The following is a 17118-nucleotide window of genomic DNA, read 5'->3' on the forward strand; positions in this document are numbered from 1 at the left end:
CCTTTTCTTTGGGCCACGGGCCGGTGCTGCTCGGGACGCGCAATTCCGACCTCGGTTCAGCTTGAGCGAAGTCGAAGCCCACGCCCCGACCTCGCCCAAAATCACCCCCGCATCACGTGCGGCCTTGCGGCGACCTGATCGTACATCCGCCCGGGCTGATCGAGCCAGATCGGTGACAGCTTGGACGAATCGGTGCGCTCCAGGCCGACCGCATAGGCGCAGCGCGCCACGCCCCAGTCGGTGTGTGCGGCGGCAGCCAGAATCGGCACGAACATCGGGCGGCCCGCCGCGTCGATCACATGGATCGCCTCACGCGGGAGGGCGGTGACACCGCGGACGGTCCGGCTCTCGCCCGGCGCCAGTGCGAAAGGCGGGACGATCGGCCGGCCTTGCGGCTGATGGGCGAGTTCGACCAGTTGCGCATCCAGCCCGGCATGCGCGCTGAGCAATCGCAGGTCGACCACGACCCGGCCGATCGGCGTCGCGCCGCTATTGTGCACCGTCACCTCGGCCTCGATCGTCGCGGATAGCATGTTCAGACCGACGCGCAGCGGCCGGGCCTGAATCGACAAAAAGCTGGGTTCGGGCGGTAGCGACGGGACGGCAGGCTGGGGCGGCACGGGTTGTGCGCGCGGAGTTGCGTCGGGAGCCGGCGCAGGCGGGGATCGCGGCTCGACAGGATCGGCGGCGGCGCGCGGGGTAGGTGCCGGAAGCGCCGGAACCTTGCGGCTGCGACGGCCCAGCCAGATGCCGATGGCCAGCGCGGCGAGGCCCGTGCCGATCAGCATCGGCCAGAAAGGCAGGCCGCGATCCGCCTCGCTCCGTTCGGGGGCGACCGTGCCCGGCGCGGCGATGGCGGGGGCCTGTTCGTTGGAGATCATCACGCCGTCCACGCCTGGCACGGTCCCGCTGGCCGGCTGCGCGTCGCGGTCGGGCAGGCGCGTGGCAGGCGGCTCGGGCGAGGGCGCTGGCGTCTCGACCGGAGTCGGGTTGGGCGCCGGTGTGGGCGTGGCGCGCGGGGTTGGCCGGGCGGCCGGGGTGGCGCGCGGCGTCGGGGTCGCGGCTGGGGTCGCCTGGGGCGCGGTCTGGCCGGGCAGGACCAGGCGCGGCGGCGGCGGGGTCGGTACCGGGGTCGGATTGAGCTGCGGATTCGAAATGCGCGGGGTCAGGCTGAACCCGTCCAACCCCCCGGTCGACGGGCGCGCGGCGTCGCTATCTTGCGACGTGGTCTGAAACGGGGCGGCAGCGGCAGGCAGCGGGGCGAGCACCGGCACCAGCGTCAGGGCAAGAAGGCGCGCGGCGCGACGCGGCCCGGACGATGTCATGAAATGCATTCCTCGTGGTAACTACAATCTTCACCGGCCGTCCGGGTTCCAGACCCGGCCGCACCAGCCGTGCCCGGTAGGCCCGGCGGATGCAACCCCATACTGTAACGCCATATGCGGCCAATATGTGGCAAGCGCCACGCCAACGGGAACTTTGATCGCGGCGGCGCGTGCGTCGGTTTGACACAAGGGGGCCGCGTGCCTATATCGCGATCACTCACCAGCATCTTCGGGAAATGACGCGCCTTCGCGCAGCGTGTCGGTCGAATGGAAGATGGCTGGTTCAACGGACGCCGGATGCCGCCGCAGAGACTTGCGCGCGGCCTTTCGGCGTCTGTCGTTGCGTCTGGCCCGGAGGCATCCGGGCAGTGATTTATGGCTGACGAGGCAGACAGACCCATGGCAACCAAGGCGATCGACAGCGGCTCCGCCCCCCGCAAGGGCGATGGCGGCACCGCCAAGCGGCGTATCCGCAAGGTATTCGGCGACATCCACGAAGTCGTGCAGATGCCGAACCTGATCGAGGTTCAGCGCGAAAGCTACGAACAGTTCCTGCGTTCGGACAAGTCCACGGGCCATGTCTCGGGGCTGGAAAAGACGCTGCGCAGCGTCTTCCCGATCCAGGATTTCGCCGGCACCGCCTATCTCGACTTCGACGATTACGTCCTCGAAGACCCCAAATTCGACGTCGAGGAATGCCGCCAGCGGGGCATCACCTATGCCGCGCCGATGCGCGTCACCCTGCGCCTGACCGCGTTCGAGGTCGATCCCGACACGGAAGCCAAGTCGGTCATCGATATCAAGGAGCAGGACGTCTACATGGGCGACATGCCCCTGATGACGGAGAACGGCACCTTCTTCATCAACGGCACCGAGCGCGTCATCGTCAGCCAGATGCACCGTTCGCCGGGCGTGCTGTTCGACCATGACCGCGGCAAGACCCATGCCTCGGGCAAGTACCTCTTCGCGGCGCGCGTGATCCCGTATCGCGGCTCGTGGCTGGACTTTGAGTTCGACGCCAAGGACATCGTCAACGTCCGTATCGACCGCAAGCGCAAGCTGCCGGTGACGGCGCTGCTCTATGCGCTGGGCATGAACTCGGAAGAGATCCTCAACTATTTCTACAACCGCCTGACCTTCGTGCGCGGCGACGGCGGCTGGAAGATCCCGTTCCAGGCCGAGAACTGGCGCGGCGCCAAGCCGATGTTCGACATCGTCGACGCCAATTCGGGCGAGGTGGTGTTCCCGGCCGGCCAGAAGATCAGCCCCCGTGCCGCCAACAAGGCGGCCAAGGACGGCCTCAGCCAACTGCTGATCCCGACCGAGGAAATCTTCGGTCGATACTCGGCCTATGACCTCATCAACGAGCAGACCGGCGAGATCTACGTCGAAGCCGGTGACGAGATCAGCGCAGAGAATCTCGAGGCGCTGGACAAGGCGGGCGTCGACACGATCGAACTGCTCGACATCGACCATGTCGCGACCGGCCCGTGGATCCGCAACACGCTGAAGGCCGACAAGGCTGAGGAGCGTGAGCAGGCGCTGTCGGATATCTACCGCGTCATGCGCCCCGGCGAGCCGCCGACGCTGGAGACGGCCGAAGCGCTGTTTGCCGGCCTGTTCTTCGATCCCGATCGCTACGACCTGTCGGCCGTGGGTCGCGTCAAGCTGAACATGCGTCTCGACCTCGACTGCCCGGACACGGTGACGACGCTGCGCACCGAGGACATTCTGGCGGTCGTCAAGACGCTGGTCGACCTGAAGGACGGCAAGGGCGAGATCGACGACATCGACAATCTCGGCAACCGCCGCGTGCGTTCGGTGGGCGAGCTGCTGGAGAACCAGTATCGCGTCGGCCTGCTGCGCATGGAGCGTGCGGTCAAGGAGCGCATGTCGTCGGTCGACGTGTCGACCGTGATGCCGAACGACCTGATCAACGCCAAGCCGGCCGTCGCCGCGGTGCGCGAGTTCTTCGGTTCGTCGCAGCTGTCGCAGTTCATGGACCAGACCAACCCGCTGTCCGAAGTGACGCACAAGCGTCGCGTTTCGGCGCTCGGGCCGGGCGGTCTGACGCGTGAGCGTGCGGGCTTCGAAGTCCGCGACGTTCACCCGACGCACTATGGCCGCATCTGCCCGATTGAGACGCCGGAAGGCCCGAACATCGGTCTGATCAACTCGCTGTCGACCTTCGCCCGCGTCAACAAGTACGGCTTCATCGAGACGCCGTATCGCAAGGTGATCGACGGCAAGGTAACCGACGAGGTCGTGTACCTGTCGGCGATGGAAGAGCAGAAGCACACCGTCGCCCAGGCTTCGGCCGCGACGGATGCGGAAGGCCGCTTCGTCGAGGAGCTGGTTTCGGCGCGCCAGGCGGGCGAATTCCTGATGGCGCTGCCCGATCAGATCACCCTGATGGACGTCAGCCCCAAGCAGCTCGTCTCGGTCGCCGCCTCGCTCATTCCGTTCCTGGAAAACGACGACGCCAACCGCGCGCTCATGGGCTCGAACATGCAGCGTCAGGCCGTGCCGCTGGTGAAGGCGGAAGCGCCCTTCGTCGGCACCGGCATGGAAGAGACCGTGGCGCGTGACTCGGGGGCGGCGATCGCGGCAAAGCGGGCCGGTATCGTCGACCAGGTCGATGCGGCGCGTATCGTGGTTCGCGCGACCGGCGAGGTCGATGCGGGCAAGTCGGGCGTCGACATCTACACGCTGATGAAGTTCCAGCGCTCGAACCAGTCGACCTGCATCAACCAGCGTCCGCTGGTGAAGGTGGGTGACGTGGTCAACGCCGGTGACGTGATCGCCGACGGTCCCTCGACCGAGTTCGGCGAGCTGGCGCTGGGCCGCAACGCGCTCGTCGCGTTCATGCCCTGGAACGGCTATAACTACGAAGACTCGATCCTCATCTCCGAGCGGATCGTGAAGGACGACGTGTTCACGTCGATCCATATCGACGAGTTCGAAGTCATGGCGCGCGATACCAAGCTCGGGCCGGAAGACATCACTCGCGACATCCCCAACGTCGGCGAGGAAGCCCTGCGCAACCTCGACGAGGCGGGCATCGTCTATGTCGGGGCCGAGGTGGAGCCGGGCGACATCCTGGTCGGCAAGATCACGCCGAAGGGCGAATCGCCGATGACGCCGGAGGAAAAGCTCCTCCGCGCGATCTTCGGTGAAAAGGCCAGCGACGTGCGCGACACTTCGCTCCGCCTGCCGCCGGGTGTGGCCGGTACGATCGTCGACGTGCGCGTCTTCAATCGCCACGGCATCGACAAGGACGAGCGCGCGATGGCGATCGAGCGCGAGGAGATCGAGCGTCTGAAGAAGGACGCCGACGACGAGCGCACGATCCTCAACCGGGCGACCTGGAGCCGCCTGCGCGAGATGCTGCTCGACCAGACCGCCACCGCCGCGCCCAAGGGCGTCAAGAAGGGCATTGTGATCGATGCCGAGGTGCTGGAATCGGTCGATCGTCACGAATGGTGGAAGTTCGCCGTCGCCGACGACGCGCGCCAGAGCGATCTGGAAGCGGTCAAGGCGCAGTATGACGAAGCCGCCAAGCGGATCACGGACAAGTTCCATGACCGTCGCGACAAGCTGGAGCGCGGTGACGAGTTGCCGCCGGGCGTGCTGAAGATGGTCAAGGTCTTCGTCGCGGTGAAGCGCAAGCTGCAGCCGGGCGACAAGATGGCCGGCCGTCACGGCAACAAGGGCGTCATCAGCCGCATCCTGCCGCAGGAGGATATGCCCTTCCTCGCAGACGGTACGCCGGTCGATCTCGTGCTGAACCCGCTGGGCGTGCCGTCGCGCATGAACGTCGGTCAGATCTTCGAGACGCATCTGGGCTGGGCGGCGCGCAACCTGGGTATGCAGGTCGCGGCGCAGCTCGAGGATTGGCGTGAAGCCAATCCCGACGCCAAGCCGGGCGCGGTGCCGGAAGCGGTCAAGGCGCGGCTCGTGGAGATCTACGGCGATCACTATGCCGCAGACATCCAGGCGCGTGACGACGAGGAAGTGGCCGAGCTGGTCCAGAACATCCGCACCGGTGTGCCGATGGGGACCCCGGTGTTCGACGGCGCGCGCGAGAGCGACGTGTCGGAGATGCTGGAGCTGGCCGGTCTGCACACCTCGGGCCAGTCGGACCTGTTCGACGGGCGCACCGGCGATCAGTTCGACCGCAAGGTGACCGTGGGCATCATCTACATGCTGAAGCTCCACCACCTGGTCGACGACAAGATCCACGCGCGTTCGATCGGGCCGTACTCGCTCGTTACCCAGCAGCCGCTGGGTGGTAAGGCGCAGTTCGGTGGCCAGCGCTTCGGTGAGATGGAAGTGTGGGCGCTGCAGGCTTATGGCGCGGCGTACACGCTCCAGGAAATGCTGACGGTGAAGTCGGACGACGTGGTCGGCCGCACCAAGGTCTACGAAGCGATCGTCAAGGGCGACGACACCTTCGAGGCGGGCATCCCGGAGAGCTTCAACGTGCTGGTCAAGGAAATGCGCTCGCTGGGTCTCAACGTCGATTTGAAGTCGATGGAAGACGCCCAGGACGACGGTCTGGCCGAGGCGGCGGAGTAACCTGTGAGACGCGCTTTTGCGTTGACTGTGATGCTGTGCTGTTGCGGCTGTTCTCAGCCGCAACAGCAGGGCGATTATCAGATGGCACTATCATGCGCGCAAGCGATGACAGCGTTATCCGTGCAGCGCATTAGTGAGCACAATCCGTCTTACCCCGCTGTGATCGAAGCGGCGAAAACCTTCGTCGATCGAGCGCTGTACGAGGGTAAGAAGATCGGTAAAGCGGAAGCTCAAGTCGCTGCTGAGTTGAAGTCCGATACGGACCGTTATCTCGACGATCGTAAGCAAGTCCGGGTTCCCGATCAAAAGGTTAGAGATTGTCGCGACCAACTTTGAGTCGCCAATCTTCAGCGGTTAGGATTACATCATGAACGAACTGACCAACTTCGCCAATCCGGTGGCCAAGCCGGAAACCTTCGACCAGATTCAGATCGGCATCGCGTCGCCCGACAAGATCCGTTCCTGGTCGTTCGGCGAGATCAAGAAGCCCGAGACGATCAACTACCGCACGTTCAAGCCGGAACGTGACGGCCTGTTCTGCGCGCGCATCTTCGGTCCGATCAAGGATTACGAATGCTTGTGCGGCAAGTACAAGCGCATGAAGTACAAGGGCATCGTCTGCGAAAAGTGCGGTGTTGAGGTTACGGTGTCGAAGGTCCGCCGCGAGCGGATGGGCCATATCGAACTGGCCGCGCCGGTCGCGCACATCTGGTTCCTGAAGTCGCTGCCCAGCCGCATCGGCCTGCTGCTCGACATGCAGTTGAAGCAGCTCGAGCGCGTGCTGTACTTCGAAGCCTATATCGTCATCGAGCCGGGCCTGACCCCGCTGGAGAAGTATCAGCTTCTCACCGAGGACGAGCTGCTCGACGCGCAGGATGAATATGGCGAGGACGCCTTCTCGGCCGGGATCGGCGCGGAAGCGGTCCGCATCATGCTCGAAAATCTCGACCTGGAAGGCGAGAAGGTCGCGCTGCTCGAAGAGCTGGCGACGACCAAGTCGGAGCTGAAGCCCAAGAAGATCATCAAGCGCCTGAAGGTTGTCGAGAGCTTCCTGGAATCGGGCAACCGTCCCGAATGGATGATCCTGGAAGTCATTCCGGTCATCCCGCCCGAGCTGCGCCCGCTGGTGCCGCTGGACGGCGGTCGTTTCGCGACCTCGGACCTGAACGACCTGTATCGCCGCGTCATCAACCGCAACAACCGCCTGAAGCGGCTGATGGAGCTGCGTGCGCCGGACATCATCGTCCGCAACGAAAAGCGCATGTTGCAGGAAGCGGTCGACGCGCTGTTCGATAACGGCCGTCGCGGCCGCACGATCACGGGTGCCAACAAGCGTCCGCTGAAGTCGCTGTCCGACATGCTCAAGGGCAAGCAGGGCCGCTTCCGTCAGAACCTTCTGGGTAAGCGCGTCGACTATTCGGGCCGTTCGGTCATCGTGACCGGTCCGGAGCTGAAGCTGCACCAGTGCGGGCTCCCGAAGAAGATGGCGCTCGAGCTGTTCAAGCCGTTCATCTACGCGCGTCTGGACGCCAAGGGTCTGTCGATGACCCTGAAGCAGGCCAAGAAGTGGGTCGAGAAGGAGCGCAAGGAAGTCTGGGACATCCTGGACGAGGTGATCCGCGAGCACCCGGTCATGCTGAACCGCGCGCCGACGCTCCACCGCCTGGGCATCCAGGCGTTCGAGCCGGTGCTGATCGAGGGCAAGGCGATCCAGCTTCACCCGCTGGTCTGCTCGGCGTTCAACGCCGACTTCGACGGCGACCAGATGGCCGTGCACGTGCCCCTGAGCCTCGAGGCGCAGCTGGAAGCCCGCGTCCTGATGATGTCGACCAACAACATCCTGTCGCCCGCGAACGGCAAGCCGATCATCGTGCCTTCGCAGGACATGGTGCTGGGTCTCTATTATCTCTCGCTCGAAAAGCAGAACGAGCCGGGCCAAGGCATGATGCTGGCGGACATGGAGGAGGTCCATCAGGCCCTCTTCGCCGGTGCCGTCACCTTGCACACCAAGATCATCAGCCGCGTCCCGCAGACCGATGAGCAGGGCAACCAGTATCTCAAGCGCTTCGAGACGACGCCGGGCCGTATGCTGCTGGGCGAGACGCTGCCGAAGAGCCACAAGGTGCCCTTCGACATCGTCAACCGCGTCCTGACCAAAAAGGACGTCGGCGAGGTGATCGACGAGGTCTATCGTCACACCGGCCAGAAGGAGACCGTGCTGTTCGCCGACGCGATCATGTCGCTGGGCTTCCGTCACGCGTTCCGCGCCGGCATCTCGTTCGGCAAGGACGACATGATCATCGCACCGGACAAGGATCGTCTGGTCGATGAGACGCGCGATCAGGTGAAGGACTTCGAGCAGCAGTATCAGGACGGCCTGATCACGCAGCAGGAGAAGTACAACAAGGTGATCGACGCCTGGAGCCGTTGCGGCGACCAGGTCGCGAACTCGATGATGAACGAGATCAAGGCGGTCCGGCATTACGAGGACGGCCCGATGGCCGGCCGCGAAAAGCCGATCAACTCGATCTACATGATGGCCCACTCGGGTGCGCGTGGTAGCCCCGCCCAGATCAAGCAGCTGGCGGGTATGCGCGGCCTGATGGCCAAGCCGTCGGGCGAGATCATCGAGACGCCGATCATCTCGAACTTCAAGGAAGGTCTGACCGTCCTTGAATATTTCAACTCGACCCACGGCGCGCGTAAGGGCCTGGCCGACACGGCACTGAAGACGGCGAACTCGGGCTATCTGACCCGCCGTCTGGTCGACGTCAGCCAGGACTGCGTCATCATCGAAGAGGATTGCGGCACGACCCGCGCCCTGGAGATGAAGGCGATCGTGCAGGGCGGTTCGACCATCGCGTCGCTTGGCGAGCGTATCCTGGGCCGCACCACGGCCGAGGACATCGTCAACGCGAAGACCGGCGAAGTCATCATCCCGTCGGGCGTCCTGCTCGACGAGCCGATGGTCGCGCGGATCGAGGCGGCGAACACCCAGTCGGTCAAGATCCGCAGCCCGCTGGTCTGCGAATCGAAGATCGGTGTCTGCGGCAAATGCTATGGCCGTGACCTGGCTCGCGGTACGCCGGTGAACATCGGCGAAGCGGTCGGCGTCATCGCGGCGCAGTCGATCGGTGAGCCGGGCACGCAGCTGACCATGCGTACCTTCCACATCGGTGGCGCGGCGCAGCTGAACGAACAGTCGAACCTGGAAGCGGCGGTGGACGGTGTCGTCCAGTTCCGCGACCTGCGTCTGATCGTCGACCAGCGTGGCCGTCGCGTGGTGCTGAGCCGTTCGGGTGAGATCGCGATCGTTGACATGGACGGCCGCGAGCTGTCGGTCGATCGCATCCCTTACGGTGCGTATGTGCTGTTCGACGATGGTCATATCGTCTCGAAGGGCGACCGCATGGCGGAGTGGGATCCGTTCACCATGCCGGTGATCACGGAAAACCCCGGCACGGTGAAGTTCCAGGACCTCATCGAGGGCAAGACCCTGACCGAGCAGGTCGACGAAGCGACGGGCATCGCCCAGCGCGTCGTCACCGAATATCGCGCCTCGACCAAGTCAAAGGAGGATCTGCGTCCGCGCATGACCCTGCTCGACGACAATTCGGGCGAGGCCGGTCGCTACATGCTGGCGCCGGGTGCGACGCTCTCTGTCGAGGACGGTGCGCAGGTGCAGGGCGGTGACGTTCTGGCCCGTGTCGCTCGCGAGTCGGCCAAGACCCGCGACATCACCGGCGGTCTGCCGCGCGTCGCCGAGCTGTTCGAAGCACGCGTTCCCAAGGACTCGGCGATCATCGCCAAGGTCTCGGGCCGTGTCGTGTTCGGCAAGGACTATAAGGCGAAGCGTAAGATCGGCATCCAGCCCGAGGATGGCGGCGAGGTCGTCGAGTATCTGGTGCCCAAGTCGAAGGTGATCGACGTTCAGGAAGGCGACTACGTCAAGCGTGGCGACAACCTGATCGGCGGCTCGCCCGATCCGCACGACATTCTGGAAACGATGGGCGTGGAGCCGCTGGCCGAATATCTGGTCAGCGAAATCCAGGAAGTCTATCGTCTCCAGGGCGTGAAGATCAACGACAAGCACATCGAGACGATCGTTCGTCAGATGCTGCAGAAGGTCGAGATCACCGACGGCGGCGACACCACGCTGCTGAAGGGCGAGCAGGTCGATCGCGAGGAAATGGACGCGATCAACGACAAGCTCGAGCCGAACCAGGCGCGTGCGCAGGGCAAGCCCGTCCTGCTCGGCATCACCAAGGCGTCGCTGCAGACCCGCAGCTTCATCTCGGCGGCGTCGTTCCAGGAGACCACCCGCGTCCTCACCGAGGCGGCGGTCCAGGGCAAGCAGGACACGCTGATGGGCCTGAAGGAGAATGTCATCGTCGGCCGCCTGATCCCGGCCGGTACCGGTGCGGGCATGAACCGTCTGCGCGTGGCGGCGTCCAGCCGTGACGCGGCACTGCGCGCACAGCAGCGCAAGCTGGCCGAGGCGATCATCGCGCCGGTGAGCGCGGCCGAGCAGCGGGCGGCGGAAAACGCACGTTCGCCGCGCGAGGATGCGGGCACGGGCAGCGATCCGCTGGCCGAGGTCGCACCCTCGGGCCACGGCACGGATGCCGATGCCGGTGAGTATCTGAACGACTGATCCAGCTGACGGATCGAAATGAAAGGGCCGCCGTCCGGGCAACCGGGCGGCGGCTTTTTATGGATGGCGTCTTATCGATTGAGGTGGCCGAAACCGGCTCCCATAGGCAGCCCGGCGTTGCGACGAAAATGACGGAATTGCGCCGAATGGAGGGTGCGCAAGGCCGTTGGAATGGAACTGAAACGCCCTCCCAACCATATACGAACATTGGAGAAGATCCCGGAAATGCGCGGGTTATTGGCGCATCGATGGGACCCCGGAGACCTGAAATGACGTCCCCCGAGATTGATGAAGACTATTTCTACCAGCGTGCCGAAACCGAACTCGAACTGGCCCAGAAGGCGACCCACCCGGCGGCGGTTCGAGCGCATTACATCATCGCCAACCACTATCTCGACCGGGTCTACAGCCAGCCCGCAGAGGGCAGCGTGATCGAACCGGCGGAGTGACAGGGAAGGGGGCCATTCGGCTCCCTTTCTCTATGGAAGAAACGCCCGCAAAGACCGTGAAGGTGCCAGCCCCATATCATGCTCTCATCGCCGCGTGATCCGGGCCAGGTCATAGTCGTCGTGATCTTGATCGGGAATCATCCCCTCTCCTGAAGAGGAGGGGCTTGCTCGGACCGATGCGTTGTCATCACGCCCTGAGTGCCCGAAGGTACCGCCCGGCCGATCACGGCGCCTTGGCAGGTGGGATCGGGGTGTATTGCGCGGACACAAGTTGCCAGGCGCCGCGCTCCAAGCGGGCAACATAGCGCGCGCGTAGCGAGCGTGTCGTGCCGTTGGGCAGCGCGATCGAACGCCGCGCGGTGACGAGCGCCATCGACCCCTGGGCGTGGACAACGATATCGGAACTGGTCATGGGCGGCGCCGGACGCCTGGCCTCGGGCGCGTAATAGCCCAGGACGCGCGCGCGGCTGTCGACATCGCCGAGCGGCGAGATTTCCTCATAGTCGGGGGCGAGCGTGCTGCCGAGCGCCGCCGCATCGAACTGGGTCCGCGCGTTTTCGAATCGTTCGACGAGCGCGGGCAAGGGCGCGTCCTGCGCAGCCGCCAAGGGCATCATCCCCGTTCCCGCTACCGCCACCAGCCCGACCGCCCAAAGACTCATCTCTGATCCCCCGTTGAATTGACGCTATTCCAGTCGAGTTCGGGATGGCGCGCAAGGGGCTCGTGATCGGCAATTTCAGCGGGCGAGAGGGGCTGGGCAAGGCGTCGAACGCGTATTCTGCAACGGGCCAAAAGAAAAGGGCGACCCCCGCAAAGGGGCCGCCCTTTCTGTAGCTCGCCAAGCGAACGGGTGCGGGGGTTGCCCCCCGCAGTCCGATTACTTGAGCTCGACGGTCGCGCCGGCTTCTTCGAGCTGCTTCTTGATCTTCTCGGCCTCGTCCTTGGCAATGCCTTCCTTGACGGGCTTCGGAGCGCCTTCGACCAGCGCCTTGGCTTCGGTCAGGCCCAGGCCGGTGATCGCGCGGACTTCCTTGATGACGTTGATCTTCTTGCCACCGTCGCCGGTGAGGATCACGTCGAATTCGGTCTTCTCTTCAGCGGCCGGAGCAGCAGCGCCGCCAGCGGCAGGAGCCGCAGCAACAGCAGCGGCGGCCGAGACGCCCCACTTCTCTTCGAGCATCTTCGAGAGCTCAGCGGCTTCGAGGACGGTCAGCTCGCTCAGCTGGTCAACCAGCGCGTTCAGGTCTGCCATGTTCTTATCTCCAATACGGGCCGGATGAAGTGGCCCGAGTGTGTCAGTTCAAATCGTGTACGCCCGAAGATCAGGCGGCTTCCTTGTCCTTGTCGGCATAAGCCGCGAGGACGCGGGCGATCTGCGCCGCGGGAGCCTGGGTGATGGTTGCCAGCTTCGTGGCGGGTGCCACGATGAGGCCGACAATCTTCGCCCGGAGCTCGTCCAGCGAGGGCAGAGTCGCCAGCGCCTGCACGCCTGCGACATCAAGGACGTTCGCACCCATCGATCCGCCGACGATCTCGAACTTGTCGGTCGTCTTGGCGAAGTCCACGGCCACCTTGGCGGCGGCCACGGGATCGATCGAGCTGGCAATGCCGACGGGACCCGTCAGCATGTCAGCGACACCGGCATAGTCGGTGCCCTGGGCTGCGATCTTGGCAAGCCGGTTCTTCGAGACCTTGTAGGACGCGCCGGCTTCCCGCATCTTCGTGCGCAGGGCCGTCGACTGGGCGACGGTCATGCCGAGGTTGCGGGTGATGACCACCACGCCGACCTCGTTGAAGTTACGGTTCAGTTCGGCGACGGCCTGGGTCTTTTGATCGCGATCCATGCCATTCTCCATGGTTGGAACGGCCGCGAACGACCATCCCGGTTGCTTGACCGGGGGGTGTGACCACCCCTCGGGGTGTCCAGCGATGGGGAATGGGCAACCGACGCGTATGGAAACGCGGGGCAGACCGGGCGGGACCAGCGAGCTGGAGCGACCGGCAAAATCCTTTTCCCCGTCTCGGCAGGAGATTAAGCCAGGGCATATTCCCCGGCACCTGCTGTCTTGGACGGAATCCGAACGGGCAAGCCCATCCGGATGCGGGGCTGCGCTTAGGCGGATCAGGGGTGCGAGTCAAGTCGATCGGCGTCATGAAGTCGGCGTCATCATATGGTCATCCATCCGTCACGGGCATGACGCGGAAATGAAGCCTGTGTGACTTGGTCGCGCGGCAAAGAGCGGCCCGAGGCCGCATTCGACCCAAGCGGCGCCGGGGGATTTTCCATGTCGGATATCAATAGCATGGTCGCCTATGACGATGGCGATATCGATACCAACCGCTCTGCCAACACGCATATGAGCGAGTTGATTGCCACCCGCCTGTCGCGCCGTCAGACGCTGCGTCACGGCGTGTCGGCGATGACGACCGCATTGTTCGGCGGTGCGCTGCTGGCCGGGTGCGACGACGAGAATCCGCAGGCGGTCACGGCTACGGCGGCGGGCAGCACCGCCAGCGTCGCAGCGGGGCGTCCGGTCACGCTGACCGGTACGGTCGCCAGCGGGCAGGTGGCCAATGTCAACTGGAGCCAGACGGCCGGACCGTCGGTCACGTTGACCAACGCCAACCAGCTGGTCGCGTCCTTCCGCGCACCCGCCGTGGCGACCGCGACGCAACTCGCCTTCAACCTCGAGATCACCAGCCGCGATGGCCTAATCACCAACAACAGCGTGACCGTCACCGTCACGCCGATCGCGCTCGACTTCACCGCCGTGCCGCACAGCCTGGCGGATGTGGTGACGGTGCCTGCGGGCTATAGTGTCAGCGTGCTCTATCGGCTGGGCGATCCGATCGCCGCGGGCGTCGCTGCCTATGCCAATAACGGCACCGATACGAACTTCGCTCAGCGTGCGGGCGACCATCATGATGGGATGAGCTATTTCGGCCTGGCGGCGTCGGGCAACAATCCCGATCCGAACAACAGCACGCGCGGCCTGCTGGTGCTCAACCATGAGAATATCAGCGAGCAATATCTGCACGTGAACGGCCCGTCGCCAGCGCCCCGCGCTGAAAGCGAGGCGATCAAGGAGATCGAGTGCCACGGCGTCTCGGTGATCGAGGTGACGCGCACCAATGGCACCTGGAGCTATGTCCAGTCGTCGGCCCTGAACCGCCGCATCACGCCCAACACGCCGATGGCGTTCAGCGGCCCGGCGAAGGGCGCCGCCTGGTTGAAGACCGCCTATTCGACCGATGGCACCAGCGGGCGCGGCACGATCAACAATTGCGCCAACGGCACGATGGCGTGGAACACGTACCTGACCAACGAAGAGAATTGGGTGGGCTATTTCCGTCGCCTCTCGGGCGATGCGGCGGTGCGCACGGCAACCACGCCGAAGCAAAATGTCTCGTTGGCGCGTTATGGCATCAGCGAACCGCGCAACGGCAATTACAACTGGGCCACCGTCACGCCGTCGGACTCGTCTAGCACCATCTATCGCCGCTGGAACGCGACCGCCAATGCCGCGCTGGCGGCAGACGGTACGGCGGACTTCCGCAACGAACCGTTCCAGTTCGGCTGGGTGGTCGAGATCGATCCGTTCAACCCCGCCTCCACCCCGCGCAAGCGCACTGCGCTGGGCCGCATGAACCATGAGGGCTGCCAGAGCGGCCGGATGATCGCGGGCGTCCGTCCGGCTTTCTACATGGGCGACGATGCGCAGAACGAATATATCTACAAATTCGTGTCGGCGACGCCGTGGAGCGCCTCGGACGCCAGCGCCTCCGACCGCCTGGCGGTGGGCGACAAATATCTCGACACCGGCACGCTTTATGTCGCCAGGTTCAACGCCGACGGCACCGGCACATGGATGCCGCTGGTGTTCGGCCAGAACGGGCTGAACGCGTCGAACAGCATCTATCCCTTCGCCGATCAGGCCGATGTCCTCATCAACACGCGTCTGGCGGGCGATGCGCTGGGCGCGACCAAGATGGACCGGCCCGAATGGACCGCGGTCAATCCGGCGACCGGCGAAATGTATTGCACGCTGACCAACAACGCCTCGCGCAAGCCGGTCGCCTCGAGCGGCAACACCGCCGTCGATGCGGCCAACCCGCGCGCCTATGTCGATCCGCCCTCGACCTCGGTCGGCAACCGCAACGGCCATATCATCCGCATCCGCGAAACCGGCGATACGACCGAGGCGACCAGCTTCACCTGGGACGTGTACGCCTTTGGCGCGGGCGCGGATCTGGATGCGACCAACATCAACCTGTCGGGCCTGGACGCGACCAACGACTTCTCCTCGCCCGACGGCCTGTGGTTCAGCCTGCCGAGCAATGTCGCGGGTCAGCAGACGCCGGTGATGTGGATTCAGACCGATGACGGCGCGTTCACCGACGTGACCAACTGCATGATGCTGGCCGCGATCCCCGGCCGGGTCGGCGACGGCGGTACGCGACAGGTGACGAGCAGCGCGGGCGGGGCCTCGGCCACCGTCACCACCCGCATCGGCAAGGCGCCGGGCGTGACCCTGAAGCGCTTCCTGGTCGGGCCGAAACAGTGCGAGATCACCGGCATCCACTCGACGCCGGACGGCACCTCGGTCTTCGTCAACATCCAGCATCCGGGCGAGGGGGCGACCAACCCGTCCGCGCCGACCAGCAACTGGCCCGACAGCCAGTCGGGCAGCGCCGCCGCGACCGTGCGCCCGCGCTCGGCCACCATCGTCATCACCAAGAATGACGGCGGCGTCGTCGCGATCTGATCCGCTGGTCGCATCGTGACCCGGAAGGGGGCGGGAAGTGATTGCCTTCCCGCCCCCTTTGGCGTTCAAGAACCGCCGAAAGGATGGCGCGGTATGACGACGACACGGCGCGAGGTGATGGCGGGAGCGGTCGCGGCCACGGGGCTGGCTGCCATGGGCGAACCGCTCTTTGCGCGGGCGGCGGCGGACCGGTTGATCGCGGGCACCTATGCCCAAGAGGGCGGCAAGGGGCTGTACCCGATCGTCGACGGGCATGTGGCGCAGCCGGTGACGGGAATCGTCAACGCCTCTTACGGCGTCGCGGGCGGGCCGAACGGCAGCGTCTATCTGCTCCGCGAGCAGGCCGAGGGGCGGGTGACCAGCTATGGCCCCGACTGGACGGCGCGGGGCGGGGTGTCGACCGGCGGCGCCGACCCGTGCCATGTCGCGATCGACCGCGCCTCGGCCTGTCTGGCGGTCGCCAATTATTCCAGCGGCTCGGTCGCCTTCTATCGGCTGGACCGGCGGACGGGTGCGCCGGGTGAGCCGCAGCTCTTCCAGCATCGCGGGACCGGTCCCAATGCCGAGCGTCAGGCCGGGCCGCACGCGCATTGGGTGGGGTTCAGCCCCGACCGGCGCTGGCTGCATTCGGTCGATCTGGGGGCGGATGCGATCTTTGCCTATCGCTTCGACCCGGTGACGCGCACGCTCACCGACCAGCGGATCGCGTGGCAGGCTCCGGCGGGCGTCGGGCCGCGCCATATGGTCCGTCACCCGACCCTGCCGCGCGCTTATGTGGTTTGCGAGTTGCAGACGCGGTTTTTCATGCTCGAAGCGCTGCCCGATGGCCGTTTCCGCACCGTAGGCGAGCGCGCGCTGCTGCCCGAGGGGGCCACCGGCCCGTCCTTTGCCGCACATATCGCGATCGATCGCGCGGGGCGGACGCTCTATGTCTCCAATCGCGGGGCGAACACCATCACCGTCTTCGCGCTCGACGCCCGGGGCGAGCCTCGGGTGGTGCAGCATGTCCCGACCGGCGGGAACTGGCCGCGCTTCTTCCTGCTGCGCGAAGGGCGGGGCGAGATGCTGGTGGCGAACGAGCGATCGGGGACGGTAAACACGTTCCAGATCGGCCGGGACGGAAGACTGACCGCGATCGGGCGCAGGCTCACGATTCCGGGCGTGGTGTTCCTAGCCGAAGTCTAAAGCGCGTATAGCTCGCCACAATCCGCTCCCCTCCCGTAAACGGGAGGGGATGGGGGAGGGCCGGTGTCTCACCGAGGCCATCGCGTGCGGCTAACCCCCCACCCCAAACCCCTCCCCCCTGCCGGGAGGAGGGGCTTATCAAACGCCAAACCTCATAGGCC

10 protein-coding genes are annotated in these 17118 nt (G+C 65.2%); 6 read left to right on the forward strand and 4 right to left on the reverse strand.

The features are described from left to right. Positions 1-101: 101 nt before the first annotated feature. Complete coding sequence (locus tag GGR45_RS01550; RefSeq protein ID WP_175313694.1) at positions 102-1325, reverse strand: hypothetical protein; 1224 nt, start codon at positions 1323-1325, stop codon at positions 102-104. Positions 1326-1724: 399 nt separating this feature from the next. Here GGR45_RS01550 and rpoB point away from each other — a divergent pair, with 399 nt between their 5' ends. The 4 genes from rpoB to GGR45_RS01570 all read left to right on the forward strand — a co-directional run bounded on the left by rpoB (position 1725) and on the right by GGR45_RS01570 (position 11006). Further along, complete coding sequence (rpoB, locus tag GGR45_RS01555; RefSeq protein WP_175313696.1) at positions 1725-5903, forward strand: DNA-directed RNA polymerase subunit beta; 4179 nt, start codon at positions 1725-1727, stop codon at positions 5901-5903. Positions 5904-5924: 21 nt separating this feature from the next. After that, on the forward strand, positions 5925-6239 hold the full coding sequence (locus GGR45_RS01560) for a hypothetical protein (RefSeq protein WP_175313698.1): 315 nt from the start codon (positions 5925-5927) through the stop codon (positions 6237-6239). A 31-nt stretch (positions 6240-6270) separates the two neighbouring features. Continuing rightward, positions 6271-10557 (forward strand): DNA-directed RNA polymerase subunit beta', encoded by a 4287-nt coding sequence (gene rpoC, locus GGR45_RS01565; RefSeq protein WP_175313699.1) that lies wholly within the window; start codon positions 6271-6273, stop codon positions 10555-10557. Between the two features lie 269 nt (positions 10558-10826). Continuing rightward, positions 10827-11006, forward strand: coding sequence for a hypothetical protein (locus GGR45_RS01570; RefSeq protein WP_175313706.1), 180 nt, complete (start codon positions 10827-10829; stop codon positions 11004-11006). 223 nt (positions 11007-11229) lie between these two features. Here the strand turns inward: GGR45_RS01570 and GGR45_RS01575 are convergent, their stop codons facing one another. The 3 genes from GGR45_RS01575 to rplJ form a co-directional block, all read right to left on the reverse strand. Beyond that, positions 11230-11667: a nuclear transport factor 2 family protein gene (locus GGR45_RS01575; RefSeq protein ID WP_175313708.1), complete on the reverse strand. Its 438-nt coding sequence runs from the start codon at positions 11665-11667 to the stop codon at positions 11230-11232. Positions 11668-11883: 216 nt separating this feature from the next. After that, positions 11884-12258, reverse strand: coding sequence for a 50S ribosomal protein L7/L12 (rplL, locus tag GGR45_RS01580; protein WP_007403895.1), 375 nt, complete (start codon positions 12256-12258; stop codon positions 11884-11886). Positions 12259-12328: 70 nt separating this feature from the next. Then, entirely contained in the window at positions 12329-12850 is a 522-nt protein-coding gene (gene rplJ, locus GGR45_RS01585) for a 50S ribosomal protein L10 (RefSeq protein ID WP_175313710.1), read from the reverse strand. Positions 12851-13291: 441 nt separating this feature from the next. Here rplJ and GGR45_RS01590 point away from each other — a divergent pair, with 441 nt between their 5' ends. Next, the gene (locus GGR45_RS01590) at positions 13292-15772 is read left to right on the forward strand and encodes a PhoX family protein (RefSeq protein WP_175313711.1); all 2481 of its coding nucleotides are present in this window, start codon (positions 13292-13294) and stop codon (positions 15770-15772) included. A 93-nt stretch (positions 15773-15865) separates the two neighbouring features. Then, positions 15866-16957: a lactonase family protein gene (locus tag GGR45_RS01595; RefSeq protein WP_175313713.1), complete on the forward strand. Its 1092-nt coding sequence runs from the start codon at positions 15866-15868 to the stop codon at positions 16955-16957. Positions 16958-17118 lie beyond the last annotated feature (161 nt).

The sequence above is a fragment of the Sphingomonas zeae genome, from assembly GCF_014197135.1.
Classification (GTDB): domain Bacteria; phylum Pseudomonadota; class Alphaproteobacteria; order Sphingomonadales; family Sphingomonadaceae; genus Sphingomonas; species Sphingomonas zeae.